The organism is Pandoraea apista (assembly GCF_001465595.2).
Lineage (GTDB): Bacteria > Pseudomonadota > Gammaproteobacteria > Burkholderiales > Burkholderiaceae > Pandoraea > Pandoraea apista.
Genome location: NZ_CP013481.2, coordinates 5,342,293 through 5,358,656 on the forward strand (window position 1 = coordinate 5,342,293; position 16,364 = coordinate 5,358,656).

The 16,364-nt window shown below is 64.8% G+C and carries 11 protein-coding genes and 1 pseudogene; 11 read left to right on the forward strand and 1 reads right to left on the reverse strand.

Annotated features, from left to right (window positions below):
* Positions 1-470 precede the first annotated feature (470 nt).
* The 4 genes from AT395_RS24180 (at position 471) to AT395_RS24195 (ending at position 7,377) form a co-directional block, all read left to right on the forward strand.
* Positions 471-1,427 carry an aliphatic sulfonate ABC transporter substrate-binding protein gene (locus AT395_RS24180; protein ID WP_042113853.1) on the forward strand — a complete coding sequence of 319 codons (957 nt, stop codon included), beginning with the start codon at positions 471-473 and terminating at the stop codon, positions 1,425-1,427.
* A 343-nt stretch (positions 1,428-1,770) separates the two neighbouring features.
* Positions 1,771-5,532 (forward strand): BTAD domain-containing putative transcriptional regulator, encoded by a 3,762-nt coding sequence (locus tag AT395_RS24185; RefSeq protein WP_042113850.1) that lies wholly within the window; start codon positions 1,771-1,773, stop codon positions 5,530-5,532.
* A gap of 141 nt (positions 5,533-5,673) precedes the next feature.
* The gene (locus AT395_RS24190; RefSeq protein WP_048628479.1) at positions 5,674-6,243 is read left to right on the forward strand and encodes a molybdopterin-dependent oxidoreductase; all 570 of its coding nucleotides are present in this window, start codon (positions 5,674-5,676) and stop codon (positions 6,241-6,243) included.
* A 63-nt stretch (positions 6,244-6,306) separates the two neighbouring features.
* Complete coding sequence (locus tag AT395_RS24195) at positions 6,307-7,377, forward strand: agmatine deiminase family protein (RefSeq protein ID WP_072632909.1); 1,071 nt, start codon at positions 6,307-6,309, stop codon at positions 7,375-7,377.
* Positions 7,378-7,678: 301 nt separating this feature from the next.
* Here AT395_RS24195 and AT395_RS24200 read toward each other — a convergent pair.
* Positions 7,679-8,491 (reverse strand): annotated as a pseudogene (locus tag AT395_RS24200) (FadR/GntR family transcriptional regulator); the annotation flags it as partial.
* Positions 8,492-8,765: 274 nt separating this feature from the next.
* On the opposite strand from AT395_RS24200, the gene AT395_RS24205 reads away from it, so the two are divergent.
* From AT395_RS24205 to AT395_RS24235, 7 genes are all read left to right on the forward strand, one after another.
* Complete coding sequence (locus AT395_RS24205) at positions 8,766-9,971, forward strand: ABC transporter substrate-binding protein (RefSeq protein ID WP_042113846.1); 1,206 nt, start codon at positions 8,766-8,768, stop codon at positions 9,969-9,971.
* A gap of 140 nt (positions 9,972-10,111) precedes the next feature.
* On the forward strand, positions 10,112-10,969 hold the full coding sequence (locus AT395_RS24210; protein WP_010806700.1) for a branched-chain amino acid ABC transporter permease: 858 nt from the start codon (positions 10,112-10,114) through the stop codon (positions 10,967-10,969).
* Positions 10,969-11,958 carry a branched-chain amino acid ABC transporter permease gene (locus AT395_RS24215; protein ID WP_125347457.1) on the forward strand — a complete coding sequence of 330 codons (990 nt, stop codon included), beginning with the start codon at positions 10,969-10,971 and terminating at the stop codon, positions 11,956-11,958. The genes AT395_RS24210 and AT395_RS24215 overlap by 1 nt, the downstream gene beginning before the upstream one ends.
* A complete protein-coding gene (locus AT395_RS24220) occupies positions 11,955-12,731 on the forward strand; it encodes an ABC transporter ATP-binding protein (protein ID WP_042113842.1) in 777 nt (258 codons plus the stop codon). The genes AT395_RS24215 and AT395_RS24220 overlap by 4 nt, the downstream gene beginning before the upstream one ends.
* The gene (locus AT395_RS24225) at positions 12,728-13,429 is read left to right on the forward strand and encodes an ABC transporter ATP-binding protein (RefSeq protein WP_042113840.1); all 702 of its coding nucleotides are present in this window, start codon (positions 12,728-12,730) and stop codon (positions 13,427-13,429) included. Before AT395_RS24220 ends, AT395_RS24225 begins: the two co-directional genes overlap by 4 nt.
* A 118-nt stretch (positions 13,430-13,547) precedes the next feature.
* The gene (locus AT395_RS24230; RefSeq protein WP_042113838.1) at positions 13,548-14,810 is read left to right on the forward strand and encodes a Zn-dependent hydrolase; all 1,263 of its coding nucleotides are present in this window, start codon (positions 13,548-13,550) and stop codon (positions 14,808-14,810) included.
* On the forward strand, positions 14,807-16,312 hold the full coding sequence (locus tag AT395_RS24235) for a M81 family metallopeptidase (protein ID WP_048628475.1): 1,506 nt from the start codon (positions 14,807-14,809) through the stop codon (positions 16,310-16,312). The genes AT395_RS24230 and AT395_RS24235 overlap by 4 nt, the downstream gene beginning before the upstream one ends.
* Positions 16,313-16,364: the final 52 nt, after the last annotated feature.

Consider the following 16,364-nt stretch of genomic DNA (forward strand, 5'->3'; position numbering starts at 1 on the left):
ATTCGGTGCGTTGGATCGGTAAGGTGATGAAAGCACGACGATTGCTTCGTCGACACTGAATCGGTATTCGCGCCCAACGACGATTCAATACAAGGGTTTTCCCTATAGTCACCGGCGCAACGGTTGCGCAACTTTTGAGCAAATCGGGGCTCTTTTGCGGGCGCCGTCGGTTTCGACTGGCGAGACTGGCAACCCGGCCTGCATCATATCGATATGACGTCTGCCTCCCTATGCAAAGACGAATCGCTTATTGGCGCGGGTGACGGACATCGCGATACAAGAGGATTTCACTAGCTGACGCGGCGCTTGCGACGCGTCTTCACCGCCATCACGGCCGTTACAGCCAACCCTCTTGCCTCGCCATGCCCCGTCAGATCGATTCCCGCCAGACCGCTCAGGCGCGTCACGCCTCCGAGACCGCCCCACAACATCCGCAGCGCCGCCGCTTTCTTCGGCGCGCCGGTACGGCGATGCTGGCTGGCGGCGCCATTCATACCTTCGGCGCAGCGGGTGCATTGGCGCTCAGCGACAAGGCCCGCGCCGCCGCCACGCCGATTACGTTGCGCATCGGCTATCAGAAATCGTCGACACTCATCGTGCTCGCCAAGGCGCGCGGCACGCTGGCGCAGGCACTTGCACCGCTCAACGTCTCGCTCACATGGCATGAGTTCACGAGCGGGCTGCCGCTGCTCGAGGCGCTGAACGTCGGAAGCATCGACTTCTCGGCCGACGTGGCCGACACAGTGCCGGTGTTCGCGCAGGCTGCGGGGGCGCGCATCGCCTATGTCGCCCGCGAAACGCCGTCGCCCGACGCCGAAGCGATCCTCGTGCCGCAAAACTCACCGATCAAAACGCTGGCGGATCTCAAGGGCAAGCGCATTGCCGTCACCAAGGGCGCCGGCGTGCATTACCTGCTGATCGCGGCATTGCAAAGCGTCGGTTTGCGTATCAACGACGTGCAACCCGCTTACCTCACTCCGGCCGACGGACGTGCCGCGTTCGCCAGCGGCAACGTTGACGCCTGGGTAACGTGGGACCCGTTCCTGGCGAGTGTGGAGCGTCAGGACAAGGTACGCACGCTAACGAGCGCGAGGGGCCTCGCAGGCTACCAACGCTATTACCTTGCAACGCCCGCGTTCGCCCGCGATCACGACACCGTGCTTCGCGAGGTTTATCGGACATTGCGCGAGACAGGACAATGGGTACGCGCCAACCCGCGCGACGCCGCGGCGCAGCTCGCCCCCATTTGGGGGCTGGACGCCACGACGGTCGAGGCCGCCAATAAGCGGCGCAGCTACGACGTACAGCCGGTGGTGCGCGACGCCCTTGCCGAGCAGCAGCGCATTGCCGACGTCTTCACGCAGGCGGGGCTGCTGCCCAGGCGGGTCGACGCCGCTGACGCCACCCTCTGGCAGCCGCCTGGCTGAGCGGCGGACCGGGCGGCAGATTCGGTGGCTTGATCAGGAGAACGGCCGATCGGGCAGGAAAGCGCCACCATGGCGTAATTCCCACAATATCGTGCGAATCTCTCAGGTATTCCCGACGGAATTCATACACATGTTTATACTTCGGCATGTAATACCTGAAGCATTCGGCCGGAGCCCCCCCGGAACGGCCTTGGCGTCTCGCCAGATTGCCGACTAGGCGCCGACGGCAGCGTTTGCTGCCTTCCGGAAGCGTCGGTCTGGCTTGACGACATCATGAAATTCGCGACGCCGGTGCAACACCCGAAAGTGTGCGCCGGTGATGCCTATTCGCCGTCCAGGGACAATGCAAGCCACCAGATCGCTCTACCTGCTGGGTCCGATGCGGGTCGAACAAGGCAAACAGGCCTGCGCCGTGAAGTACACGAAAGCGCGCGGGCTGTTGGCCTATCTCGCCCTGCAACCGGGCTATCACACGCGCGGCGCGCTCGCCGACCTGTTCTGGCCGGATGAAGACGGCCAGGGCGGTCGCGACAAACTCAAGCGCATGCTCTTTCACCTGCGCGATACGCTCGGCGACGAACTTTTCGAGTCCGATCGTCAGGTCGTGCGCCTGCGTCCCGAAACAGGCCTGTGGATCGACGCGCACGTTTTCGCGAGCATGATCGAACAGGCGAATCGCACGCTCGACGGCGTTACGGGACTCGATCTGGCGGCCAACCTCCAGCATCTCGCCGACGCCGTAGCCCTTTACCAGGGCCCCTTCCTGCACGGCCTGTCGGTCCGCGACACCCCCGATCTCGAACAATGGATCGAGCTGCAACGCGAGGAATACCAGCGCCGCCGTGTCTTTGGCGAGCGGCTGCTCGCGGACGGTTACGCCCGCTTGGGCGACCTCGATCAGGCGCTGGCTCACGCGCGACAGCTCGTGGCGCTCGCGCCGTTCGACGAATCGGGCTGGCATTGCCTGCTCGCGCTGCTGTTGCGAGCCGGGCGTCGCGATGAAGCCGAAACCGAATACCGCCGCCTGTGCGATGTGCTGCGCGAAGAGCTCGGGGAGATGCCCGGTGCCGCCCTCACGCAGTTGCTCGAAACACCTCCCGCGCGCATGGAACAACGCGCCACGGGGCCCGAGCGTCGCCAACTGACGGTCGTGGCCATTGAATTCGCGCCCAACGGCATCGACGATCCCGATCAGCTCGTAGGCATGATGCGTCCGCCCCTCGTGCAGTGCGAAACGATCCTGCGCCAGTCGTGGGGTTACACGATGCGCACACCGACAGGTGGCCTGCTCGGCTATTTCGGCTATCCCACCGCACTGGAGGGCGCCGGCCGGCACGCGGTCGAAGCTGCCATGCGTTGCGTGCAGGCAAGCACGGCGCGCGTGGGCATCGGTGCGGGCGTTCACACTGGACTCGTCATCAGTTCGGTCGCCGACGACAGCCCCGACACGGGCGGACGCGTCTCACGATCCGCCACGCAACTGGCCGACATGGCGCTCCCCGGCGAAGTCGTCATCTGCGACGCCACGCAACGCCTCATCGGCGTTGCCATCGCGACCACGCCTCACGGCACGGTGCGCGAGCGCCATGCGAATCGAGATATCTCGGTATTCCGCGTCAATCCCGACCCGACGCCGGAGCGCCGGTCGCGCCGCCGCGCAGCCATGCTCTTCGGCCGCGATGCGGTACTGGCCGAACTGTCCTGCGCTCACTCGGCCATGCGCGACGCCAGCACCGCTCAGGGCATGCTTGCGCTGGTGATCGGCGAGGCCGGTATTGGCAAGTCGGCGCTCGTGCGTCACTTCATTGAGACACGCGGACTGCGTGCGATCGATCTGGCCTGCGCACAAGACGGCGCGGGCACGCCTTTCCATCCGATCGCCCGCTGGCTGCGCACGCAGTCCGCCGCCGACGCCTCGCAACTCCCGCAACCCGCCCTGCTCGCTCATCGGCGTCTGCGCGCGTTGTTCGACATGCACGCCGACGGCAATGTGCCGCACGCGTGGAAGCAGGCCGTGCTCGACGAAGCGCCTGCGCTGCTCGCCGCGCTGCTGCCCGATGGCGGCGTACTCATGCTCGACGACGCTCACTGGGCCGATCCGTCTACGCAGGAATTGCTCGCGCTCATGGCCGAGAATCCGCCGGCCGGCCGTCTGTTGATCGTCTGCGCCCGCCCCGAGTTCGAGTTGCCCTGGCATCACACGGCGAGCTTGCGCCGCATCGATCTGGCACCGCTCGACGCGGGCGCAGCCGCCTCCATCGTGCGCGCCGCGACACCGCGAGTTGCCCTGCCGGCGGCCATGCGCGAGCGCATCGTGCATCTCGCCGAGGGGGTCCCGCTGTTCCTGCAAGAGCTGGCACGCGCCACCGCCGCGCAACAAGGCGGACGTGGCCCCGCTGGCGTCATGCCGATGCCGGCCAGCCTTCAGGAATTGATGATGGCGCGCATCGACGCCGCAGGCAGCGCCAAGCCGGTGGCTCACTTTGCGTCGTGCCTCGGCCCCGAGTTTCAGGCCGACGTACTCGCCGTCGCGAGCGGACGTTCGATGACCCTGGTCGAGCGCGCGCTCGACACGCTGGTCGCCTGCGCCCTCGTGCAACGTCAGGACAACGGCCGTTACGTCTTCCGTCACGCGCTGCTGCACAAAGCCGCGTACGACGCGCAACCGCAGGAGCGCCGTCAGGATGCCCACCGGCGGATTGCGCTCGCCATGCGCGAGCACGACGCGTTGGCCGTGCAGACCGAGCCCGAAGTGCTCGCCTGGCATTTCCGGCAGGCCGACGAGCCGGAAGCGGCGATCGAGCACTACCGTCTTGCCGGCGAATACGCCACGGGCCGCCAGGCCTTCCGTGAAGCGTGTGCCCACTACCAAAGCGCACTGGACGTCTTGCGACAAACGGGCTCCAGTACCCAGATTGCGCAGCAGGAATTGGCACTGCGCATGGCGCTTGGCGTGCCGCTCGTCGCTTTGCACGGGTACGGCTCGGAGCCGGCGCGTCACAACTTTGAAACGGCGCTCGCCCTCGCACAGCCGATGGGCGACGACATCGCGTTGTTCCCGGTCTATTGGGGACTTTGGCTCGGCTCCAGTTCGTGGAGCGACTTCGACCGCAGTGTCGAGCTGGCGCGCAAACTCATCCTCATCGCGGAACAGGCCGATGCCGCACCGCTGCTCGCGCACGCGTACTACGCGCTGGGCAACAGCCTGTGCTGCTACGGCGACTTCGGCGGCGCAGTGACTGCCCTGGAGACCGGCCTCTCGTATTACCGGCCCGAACACGCCGATACCGGGCTTGGGGAAGACGCCCGCATCACGGGGCTGTCGTTCCTCTCGTGGGCCTACTGGTTCACCGGCCGCCACGACGCATCGCTGGCCGCCAGCGAAGAAGCGCTGGCGATGGGACGCCAGCAAGGCCGTCGCTACTCTTTCTCGTTCGCCCTCGTGTTTGCGGCTTTGTTGCGACGATTGCGCCGCGAAGTCGCACCCGCCGAGGCACTGGCGAGCGAAGCATCCGAAGTGGCAATGGAGACGGGCGTGGCACTCTGGGCGCTCGCCGGACAAACGATTCGCGGCTGGGCACTCGCCTCTCGCGGCGACGTGAGTGGCCTGGAGCGCATTACCGACAGCGTGGGCAGGCTGAGCGAAATCATGGGCGGAGTCGAAGGCATTTTCTTCGGTCTGCTCGTGGAAGCCTGCGCGGGCACTGGTGACATCGCGCTCGGGCTGCACGCCGCCGAGCGTGGTGCGCATGTGGCGGCGCGTCGCAGCGACGCCCACTGGCAAGCCGAGTTCCTGCGGCAGAAGGGCGACTTCCTGCGCGCCGGTCATCATCCCGACGACGCAGTACGCCCCTGGCTCGAGCAAGCATTGCAGATCGCAAGGGCGCAGGCTTCGCCAATGCTCACGTTGCGCGCTGCGCTCAGCTTGCTGCGGCTGAGTGGCGGCAACGCGCCGGGCGACGACGAACGGGTACGGCTGCTGCGCGAGGCGCTCGACGCGCTCAAGGGCGGTGAAACGCTCGCCGACGTGCAGGAAGCGCGCGCCATGATTGCCAACCTGTCGGCACCGCAGCCCGCGCGACATACCGCCCGTTACGGAAGCTGATCGGGCGTAAGGCGTAACGGCACGCCGCTGCCTGTGCGGGGTCCGTTCAAGCCCCGCAAATAGGCGCTATCAGGCACGTCGTATGTCCGCTGGAGGCCCGGCCGCTATATTGAAGCGACCGGTGCCCCCAACCTATCCGACATGCCCCTCAACCCTATGCGTATGCCCGCCGGCGCTTCGCCGGACATTCGACTAAGCGCCAACGGCGCGTCGCTCACGCGGGTGAGCCCTGCCCCCGAGACACCGGCCCCGCTCGTCTCTCGCGAAGTCGTCGTCTCGGGCTGCGTCAATCGCCGTCATTCCTTCGATCTCTGTTCGCTCATGCGTCTGCCGACCCAACTGACCGGGCCGCTCGACGTCGTCTGTCTGTCAGGCCGGACGGTACGAAGCGCGAGCGATTACAAAGGCGTACGGCTGACCGCGCTGCTCGACATTGCGCGCCTGCGTCTGCCGCAGGCGCGCGACTTCACGCGGGCATTCGTGCTGGCACAGGGAGCCGACGGCTATACCGTCATGTTTTCGTGGCATGAGTTGTACAACACGCCCGTCGGCGTCGGCGCGCTCGTTGTCTATGAGCGCGACGGCCTGCCACTGAGCGACGACGAAGGAGGCATCGGCCTAATTTCGACGTGCGACCTGCGCGTGGCGCTACGCCAGGTACGAGCACTCAAGCGGCTTACCGTCCATTTGGCCGATCCGGCGCCGATTTGACCGTGTTCGCGAGCGCCGTGCGCCACCTACACTGGTGGCACTCTTTTCACGGTAACGCGAATCATGACGGCATCTCACCACGATTTTGGCGCGACAGGGGCTAAAGCCACGGGCCGCTGGCGCATGCCGCCGGAGTGGCATCCGCACGCTGCCTGCTGGATGGCCTGGCCGAGCCACACGGTCGTGTCGGGTGCGCGACGGCATGAAGTGATTCCGGAACTCGGCGCCATCGCACACGCGATCGCGAAGTTCGAGCCGCTACGCGTTGCCGTCGCCCCTGCCGACATGGAGGAAGCACTGCGGTTTCTGCCCGTCAGCGCCACGCTCCACCTCATGCCCGTGGACGATCACTGGATGCGCGACACCGGCCCGACCTTCGTGTTCGACGACGCCATGACGGCGCACGCGGTGCGCTGGAACTTCAACGGCTGGGGACAGAAGTTGCGGCCGATGCCCGACGCCGATCCGCACGTGGCGGAACGTGTCGGCCGGGCGCTCGGCACCGGTAGCTCGTCAGTGCCGCTGGTGGCCGAAGGGGGCGCACTGCATGTGGATGGCGAAGGCACGTTACTCGTCACGCAAACGTCAATACTCAACGACAACCGCAATCCCGGGATGACACGCCGTGAGGCCGAAGCGGTATTTCGTCACTGGCTGGGCGTGACGCACATCGTGTGGCTGCCGGGCTCGTCGCTCGACGTGATCACCGACGGCCATGTCGACGGTTCCGCGTGCTTCGTGCGACCCGGTGTGCTGCTCGCTACTGGTGCGCAAGGCGACGACGAATGGGCGCGCGAAACACGGGAGAATCTTCGTGCGCTAAAACTCGCACGCGACGCCTGCGGAAGATCTTTCGAGATCGGATTGCTGCCAACGCCCGACTTCGACGCCCTGCCCGCCAACGTGGCCGGCGATCCCGATTTCGCGCCGGTATATGTCAACTTCTATCTGCCTAACGAGGGCGTCGTGATGGCGGCGTTCGGCGATCCCGCGGCCGATGCGCATGCGCACGATATCGTGAAGCGTGCGTTCCCCGACCGCCATGTGGTGCAGTTACCGCTTCGCGGCATCGCGCGTCGCGGTGGCGGCATTCACTGCTGCACGCAGCAGCAGCCGGCCGCCGCACGGCGTTGAGGAGGCGGGCCGGCCAACGCCGCCCGACTTAGTTCGACGTCTCCCGACGCTTGCGAGAGGCCGGCGCCTTCGTCTTCGCCGTCGCCGTCTTCACCTTCGCCATCTTCCCCGCGCCTGCCGCCACGCTCGTCTTCGACTTCGCGGGCGCCTTCGCGGCGGTCTTACCGGCCGCCGTCTCGACACGCTTGCCCTCACCTGCCGACTTGCGCGCAGCGCGCTTCGGCGGCGCGATCTCGGCGGGTGGCGATACCTTCACCGCAACCGACTTTCGACGCGATGTCTGCGGCGCTCCGGCGCCGAGCTGTGAGCGCACGCGCTGCTGCATGTCGGCAATGTCCGAATCGAGAATCAGACGCCCGCGCAGCTTCCCGTTCATCCGCTTGATGTAGGTGCGCGCCTCCTGCATGTGGAACTGCATGAGTTCTCGCACGCGTTGTACGTCGCCGGCGCGCGCGGCATCGGTAATCTCGCGATGGATATTGACGTTGGCCGTGCCGAACTTCTCATGCTCGCGGCGCGGTGTCTCGTTACCGAACACGATCAACTGACGAATCATCTCGTTGACGAGTTCGCAGGTGAAACGCAGAAAGCTGTTGGGATTGGCGGCCGCGAGAATATCGTGAAAATCGACATCGGCCTGACGCTGACGCAGCAACTCGCGCCGATCGTGCGACGCCGGACTGCAACACGCCATGTTGTGTTCCAGTGCTTCGAAGTCGGCCTCGGTCAGATGCGGCACTGCACCTGCGGCCAGTTCCGGTTCGAGCAACTGACGCACCGTGTAGATGTCGTCAATGCTCACTTCCTTGAAGAAGAGATAGTTTTGCATGAGCTGGAACGTGCGCTCGAGCGGCACCTCCACCACCATGCCGCCACCCGAAGGCCCGGTGCTCACCTTGATAAGCCCTTGCACCTCAAGCGACTTGAGTGCTTCCCGAATGGTGCTCTTCGACACCCCGAACATCTGCTGCAACTCCACCTCACGCGGCAAACGATCGCCGGGCAACAGGTTGCCCTCGGTAATCAAACGCTTGATGGCTTCGGCAACGAGATCGCCGCGTTTTTGCTGTTTGATTTCCAACGGCTCTCGCACCAGTTGCGCATCCAATGCCATGTAGCGCCTCAAAAGGGTCTTTGTTCACTCGATTTTCGGAGCGTGCCGCCTCGGAATTTTTTCCGATTGACACTCCAAAGCATTATACCTACGATCAAATCCATCCTATTTATCATTATAAATATGACGGATAGGGATAAGGCCCCGGACGTTGCAATTCGTTACCGTCAGGTCGCTGCCCCGGATCGCTGTCTTCAGGCCCGGGGCCGGTCAGCATGTGACGCGCTGCGCGTTGGCACCCCATGAACGATTGCTCTCTTCGCTGGAGACCCAATTGAATCGTCGTGAACTGTTGAAGCTCGCCGCTGCGGCGTCTCTGCCTGGCTCCCTATTCTCCGCTCGCGACGTGTTCGCGCAAAGCACCGGCGCCATTCAATTGGCGTGTCCGGTGCCGATGTCGGGACCGTTCGCCGCCAATGGCAAATTCGCCGATCTCGGCATGAAACTCATCGTCGAGCAGTACGGCAAAGTGCTGGGCCGCCCGCTCGCCTACACGACCCTCGACACGGAAGGCAAACCCGCCACGGCCATCCGCCGCGTGCAGGAGATCGCCCAACAAAAGGGCGCACGTTTTTTCGCCGGCGGCATTCTGTCGTCAGAAGCCCTGGCGATGGGCAAGGAAGCCGAGAAGGCCGGCGGCATCTTCATCACCACGGCCGGCGCCGACGAAATCACGGGCAAGGACTGTAACAACGCCACGTTCCGCTGGTCGGTGCCGACCTTCGGCGCCATCGAGCAAACGGTGCGTCCGCTGATCGAATCGATGCCCAAGGCCAAGCGCTGGTACACGATCACGCCGCAATACGTGTTCGGCGACGGCCTGCTCACTGCTGCGAAGAACATCTTCAAAGAGAAGGGCATCGAGCACGTTGGCAACAGCTATCACTCGCTATCGGAGAAAGAGTTCTCCGGCTATCTCACGAACGCGGCCGCCGCCAAGCCCGACGTGCTGCTGATCCTGAACTTCGGTTCGCAATCGTCCGACACGTTGCGTCAGGCGGTGAGCTTCGGCATGAAGAAGAACTGCACGATCCTGATGGCGTGGGCATCGGGTCTGGAGCAGTTCGAGACCCTGGGCGCCGACCTGTGCGAGGGGGTGTACTTCGGCGCGCAATACTGGCACGCGGTGGCCTCGCCGCTGAACCTCGATCTGGTCAAGCGCACGCAAGACCGTTTCAAGCAGAACCCGAACTACAGTCTCGCAGGCTCGTACATCTGCACCAAGCTCATGCTCGACGCCATGGTCAAGGCGGGCAGCGCCGACCCGAAGGCGGTGATCGCTGCGATGGAAGGCATGAAGTACGATGGCCTCACAGGACCGGAAGAGATTCGCAAGGGCGACCATCAGGTGCTCAAGAACTACTATCTGCTCAAGGGCAAGGCCAAGTCGAAGATGAAGAACGCCGACGACTACGCCGACATCGTCAGCGCCGGGAAATCGTTCCTGCCGCTCGATAAGACCGAGTGCAAGATGGTCTGACGACGACGGGCATCGCCGTCGCTGTCTGAAGTGTCGCTCGCGGGGACGCCTTGCCGTCCCCGCATGTGTCGTCTGTGCCGCGCGGCGAAAGCCGGGCGGCGCACGGTGCTCCACGTCCACTCAAGCTCTCCGGGACGCGCATGAACGTCTATTTGTTGCAAGTCATCAATGGCGTCGGGATCGGGATGTTGTACTTCCTGCTCGCCGTCGGCCTGTCGATCATCTTCGGCCTGCTGCGCTTTGTGAACTTCGCGCACGGCGCCTTCTATCTTCTCGGTGCTTATTTCTGCTATCAGGCGCTGCAATGGGGTCTGTCGTTCTGGCTCGCGCTGATCGTCTGTCCGATTGTCGTAGGCGCACTCGCGTGGATCGCCGAAAAAGTGCTGCTCTCGCATATCTACGAGAAGGCACACGAATTCCATATCCTCGTCACCGTCGGCCTTGCACTGGTCGTGCAGGAACTGGTCATCATCGTCTGGGGGCCGCTGGGCGATAACGTCGCGGTGCCCGAGGTGCTCGACGGCGTGGTGATGTGGGGCAGCTTCATCTATCCGAAATACCGGCTCTTTCTCATCGGCTTCACCGCCGTGTTCGCCGCTGTGCTGTGGTGGTTGCTCGAAGGCACGCGTCTGGGCAGCGCGGTACGCGCGGGCAGCGAATCGTCGGAAATGGTGTCGCTACTCGGTATCAACGTGTTCCGCGTGTTCAGTCTTGCCTTCGCGCTCGGTGCGGGCACGGCTGCACTCGCGGGTGTGCTGGCAGCCCCTGTGCGCGGCGTTGAACCGTTCATGGGCATCGAGGCGCTGGGCATTGCCTTCGTGGTGGTCGTCATCGGCGGCATGGGCAGTTTCGCCGGCGCGCTCGTGGGCGGTCTCGTGATCGGTATCGTGCAAAGTCTGATGAGCACGATCTGGCCGGAAGGCGCACGTCTGATGATCTATGTGGCGATGGCAGCCGTGCTGCTCATGCGTCCGCACGGCCTGCTCGGGAGAGGATGATGCTGGTACGTTACCGTTTTTGGCTGCTCGCCGCCGCCGTCACGCTGATTCTGCCGGTCACGCTGTCGTCGGGCACGCTCGCGACCGAAGTACTCGTCTATGCGCTCGCCGTGCTCGGTTGCAATCTCCTGCTCGGCTACACGGGGCTGCTCTCGTTCGGTCAAGGCATCTTCTTCGGCCTGGGCAGCTACACGCTGGGCATCATGCTCACGCGCACGGCGTTGCCCATGCCGCTCGCCATTGTCATCTCGATCGTGCTGGGCGCCGTGATCGCCGCCGTGGTCGGCAGCTTTGCGATCCGGCAAAAGGGCACCTACTTCGTGATGCTGACCCTCGCCTGTGCGCAGATGTTCTACTTCCTCGCCTACACCGCGACGGAATGGACCGGCGGCGACAACGGTCTGCTCGACATTCCGCGCAAGTCGCTCGCGATCGGCGGCAAGACACTGATTCCGCTCGAGACACCGTGGCAGTACTACACCTTTGTCGCCGTCATTTTTCTGATCGTCTTTGCCGTGCTGCTGCGGGTGGCTGACTCGGTGTTCGGACGCACGCTACTCGCCATTCGCGACAACGAAACCCGTGCCGCCGCCATCGGCTATCACGTGAAGACGTTCAAGCTCGTGGCGTTCGCCATCTCGGGGGCGGTCACGGCGCTCGCCGGTGCACTGCATGCGCTGATGACGGGCATCGCGCCGCTATCCAACATCGAGTACCACACGAGCGAGATGATCCTCGTGATGACGGTCATCGGCGGCACGGGCAACCTGTTCGCATCGGTGTTGGGCGCAGCGTTCTACGTGCTTGCCGCCGACTGGCTCTCCACGCTCTGGCCGCGCTGGCTGCTATTGCTCGGTCTGTTGCTCATTGCCGTGAGTCTGTTTATGCACCGCGGCCTGTGGGGCGTGGGGGAATCGCTGTGGTACCGGATCACCGGTAAGCGCGGCAACGCCAACGGCAAACTGGATACGCAGGGAGATGCAACATGAGCAACGCCCCTAACGTGCTTATCGAAGCCAGCGGCGTCGTCAAACGCTATGGCAAGTTCACCGCGTTGCACGGCGTGGATTTGCGCGTGGCGCCACGCACTGTGCACTCCGTCATCGGCCCGAACGGCGCCGGCAAGACCACGCTGTTTCACATGCTCACCGGCACGGTGCCGGTCTCGGGCGGGCGCATCGTGTTCGACGGCCACGACGTGACGACCGAAGCCGATTACCGGCGTGTGCAGCGCGGCATTGCCCGTTCGTTTCAGGTCACGGCGCTCTTCCAGAACCTCTCCGTACGCGAGAATCTGCGCCTCGCCGCACTGGGGGTCACGCCGCGTCACGCGCTCTCGTGCTGGCGCAAGGCCGACGGCCCGCGCGCGTGCGCCGCCGTCGTCGACGATGTGCTCACACGGCTCGCCCTCACGCGTCACGCCGACACCGCTGCGGGTGCGCTTTCGCACGGACAGCAACGCCGCCTCGAAGTCGGCATGGCGCTCGCGGCGCGTCCCAAGGCGATTTTTCTCGACGAACCGACGTCCGGCATGGGCATCGACGATCTCGACGATATGAAGCAGCTCATTCGCGGCCTGCGCGACGACCACACGGTGGTGCTCATCGAGCACAACATGAACATCGTGATGGACATCTCCGACACGATCACCGTCATGCAGCAAGGCCGCGTGCTGGTCGAAGGCAAGCCGGACGCGATCCGTGCCGACGATCGCGTGCGCGCCGCCTATCTCGGCAACATGATTACCGGAGGCCGCGCATGATTCTCGACGTCTCAGGCGTTCACAGTTATTACGGCAAGAGCCACATTCTGCAAGGCGTGACGTTAAGTGTCGGCGACGGCGAACTCGTCACGCTGCTAGGCCGCAACGGCGCGGGCAAATCGACCACGCTCAAGACAATCGCGGGTGTGGTGACACCGAGGGCAGGCAGCATTGCTTTCCTGGGCAAGCCTGTTGCCGGACAACCCGCGCACCGGATCGCGGCAAAGGGCGTGTGCTTCGTGCCCGAGCATCGCGGCATCTTCAAATTGCTCACGGTCGAAGAGAATCTCAAGCTCGGCGCGCGACGCGATTCGCCGTGGCAGCTCGCCGACATCTACCGCATCTTTCCGCGCCTTCAGGAGCGCCGCAAGAACGGCGGCGCGCAACTGTCCGGCGGCGAACAGCAGATGCTCGCGATCGGCCGGGCGCTGATGAACCATCCGCGCCTGCTCATGCTCGACGAGCCGGTCGAAGGTCTGGCGCCGGTGATCGTCGAGGAAATCGTGGCGCAATTGAAACTCATCAAGCAGGCGGGCGTGGCCATCCTGCTCGTCGAACAGAATCTGGAAGTCTGCACGCAGCTCGCCGACCGGCATTACATTGTCGAGCAGGGCGTGATCGTGTACGGCGCGGATAACGCTGCGTTTCTCGCCGACGAGGTGGTCAAGGACCGCTATCTCGGCGTGGGCGTGGCGTGAGCCTTTCGCCGCTCATTCTCCCGACGCGCCTCGTCAAGCCGCTAGGCGAGCGCGCCATTCTGCCAATGCATGCGTCGTACGTGAACTACGCCGCGCATGCCCTGAAGGACTCGTGAACATGGAACGTCTCGATCAACCGGCTGCCGCAGTGCGCGTCGACGGCGCGCGCCTGTGGAATAGCCTCATGCAACTCGCACAAATCGGCGCGACCGCGAAGGGCGGCGTCTGCCGCCTGGCGCTGACCGATCTCGACCGGCAGGGCCGCGATCTGTTCGTGGCGTGGGCGAAGGAGATCGGCTGCACGGTGCGTATCGACGCAATCGGCAACATCTTCGCGCGCCGCGCCGGACGTAACGACACCTTGCCTCCCGTTATGACCGGCAGTCATATCGACACCCAGCCAACCGGCGGCAAGTTCGACGGCAACTACGGTGTGCTCGCCGGGCTGGAAGTGCTGCGCACGTTGAACGACAACGCTATCGTGACCGAAGCGCCGCTCGAGGTCGCGGTGTGGACCAACGAGGAAGGGTCGCGCTTCGTGCCCGTGATGATGGGCTCGGGTGTCTACGCCGGCGCCTTCACGCTCGATCACGCGCTCGCACAGAAGGACCACGACGGCGTGAGTGTCGCCGAGGCCTTGCGCAACATCGGCTATGCCGGGACCGAGCCGGCCGTGGGTCGTCCGGGGGCCGTCGGTGCGTATTTCGAAGCACACATCGAACAGGGGCCGGTGCTCGAAGCTCATGGGACGACCATCGGCGTCGTGCAAGGCGCGTTGGGACAACGCTGGTACGACGTCACTGTCACCGGCATGGAGGCGCACGCGGGCCCCACCCCGATGGAACTGCGCCGCGACGCGCTGCTCGCCGCCGCACAACTGATTCAGGCGGTGAATCGCATCGCCTGCGAACACGCGCCGCATGCGCGCGGCACGGTCGGCTGGGTCGACAACTATCCGAATTCGCGCAACGTCATTCCGGGACGCGTCAAACTCTCCGTCGATCTGCGCGCGGCCGACGACGCCACGCTCGACGCCCTGAACGCCAAACTGCGCGCCGAATGCGCCGCGCTGAGCACCAGGGGCATCGACATCGCCATCGAGCAGGTCGTGTACTTTCCGCCGCAGCCTTTTGCGCCTGAACTCGTTGACGCGATTCGCGACGGCGCGAAGGCGCTCGGCCTGTCGTCGATGGATGCCATCAGCGGCGCCGGGCACGATGCGGTGTATCTCGCGCGCGTAGCGCCGACGGCCATGATCTTCGTGCCGTGCAAGGACGGCATCAGCCACAACGAAATCGAAGACGCCGATCCGGCGCATCTCGAAGCCGGTTGCAACGTGCTGCTGCAAGCCATGCTGCAACGCGCGGGAGGTGCCGCATGAAAGTCATGATCGCGCGGATGAATCACGAGACGAACACGTTCTCGCCGGTGCCCACGCCGCTCGAAGCCTTCGGCAATGACGGGCCCACGTACGACGAGGCCGCCTATCGCGACAACAAGGGCATGCGCACGGCCATGGCCGCATTCATCGATCTGGCCGAAGCGGCAGGCGCCGAAATGGTAACGCCCGTGTCCGCCGGGGCGAACCCGAGCGGTCCGGTGGCCGCACGCGCCTATGACGAACTATGCCGCCGGATCGTGGCGGCAGCCACCGGTGTCGACGCGATCCTGCTCGATCTGCACGGAGCGATGGTCGCCGAGAACAGCAACGACGGCGAAGGCGATCTGCTCGAACGAGTGCGCGCCGCCGCGCCGGACACACCGATTGCCGTGGCGCTCGATCTGCATGCCAACGTCACGCAGAAGATCGTGGCGAACGCCGATATCGTCGTGGGCTTCAAGACTTATCCGCACGTCGATATGTACGAAACCGGCGAACACGCCGGCCGTCTTCTCTTCGACATGCTCGCGGGTAAGCGCCGCCCCAGAGTCGTGTGGCAACAGCCCCCGCTCATGGTGCATTCGCTGCGCAGCACCAGTCATGGCGGCGCGATGAAGCGCGCCCTCGACGCCGCCCGGCGCGCCGAAGCCGAGGCGGGCGTTGCCGCAGTGTCGGTGTTCTCCGGCTTCTCGCTCGCCGACATTCCGGCGCCGTGCCTCAGCGTCGTGGTCACGGCGGAAGACGACGGCGAGGCGGGCGTCGCGCGCGCGCAGGCCGTAGCCGACCGAATTGCGTCACAGGCGTGGGACGAGCGCGACGGCTTCGTCTATCGCAGCGCGCCGCTCGCCGAGTCGATTGCCGAAGCCAGGCGCCTGGCCGAAGACGCCGGCAAGCCGGTGCTGCTGCTCGATCACAGCGACAACTGCATGTCGGGCGGCACCTGCGACACGATGGATGTACTCGAAGCCGCGCTTGCGGGCGGGCTGACGGGCATTGGCGTCGGGCCGCTGTGCGATCCGGAAGCGGTGGCCACGCTGATCGCCGCAGGCGAGGACGCCGAGGTCACGCTGGCGCTCGGCAACAAACGGCCGCTGTCGCAATTGGGCATCGTCAAGACACCGCCGGTACTCACGGGCATCGTGCGCAAGGTCAGCGACGGCGAATATGTCGTGACCGGGCCGACGTACACCGGCCAGCGCTGCTACATGGGCCGCACGGTGCTGTTCGATATCGGACCGGCGCGCATTGTGGTGACGGAGCGCACGCACGAGCCGTGGGACCATGGCGTGTTCACCTGCGTCGGTCTCGACCCGCGCAACGAACGCTTCCTGCTACTCAAGTCGCGCATGTATTGCCGACCGGTGTTCGTGCCGATCTCGGCAGGACTCGTGGAATGCGACAGCGATGGCGTCACCAGCTCGAACTACGCACTGTTCCCGTTCTCGCGCGTGAAGCGTCCGGTGTATCCGCTCGATCCCAACGCGACGTTCGTGCGTTCATAAGGAAAAAGGCGACGACGGATACCGTCGTCGCCTTTGCGACATCGCCCGACAT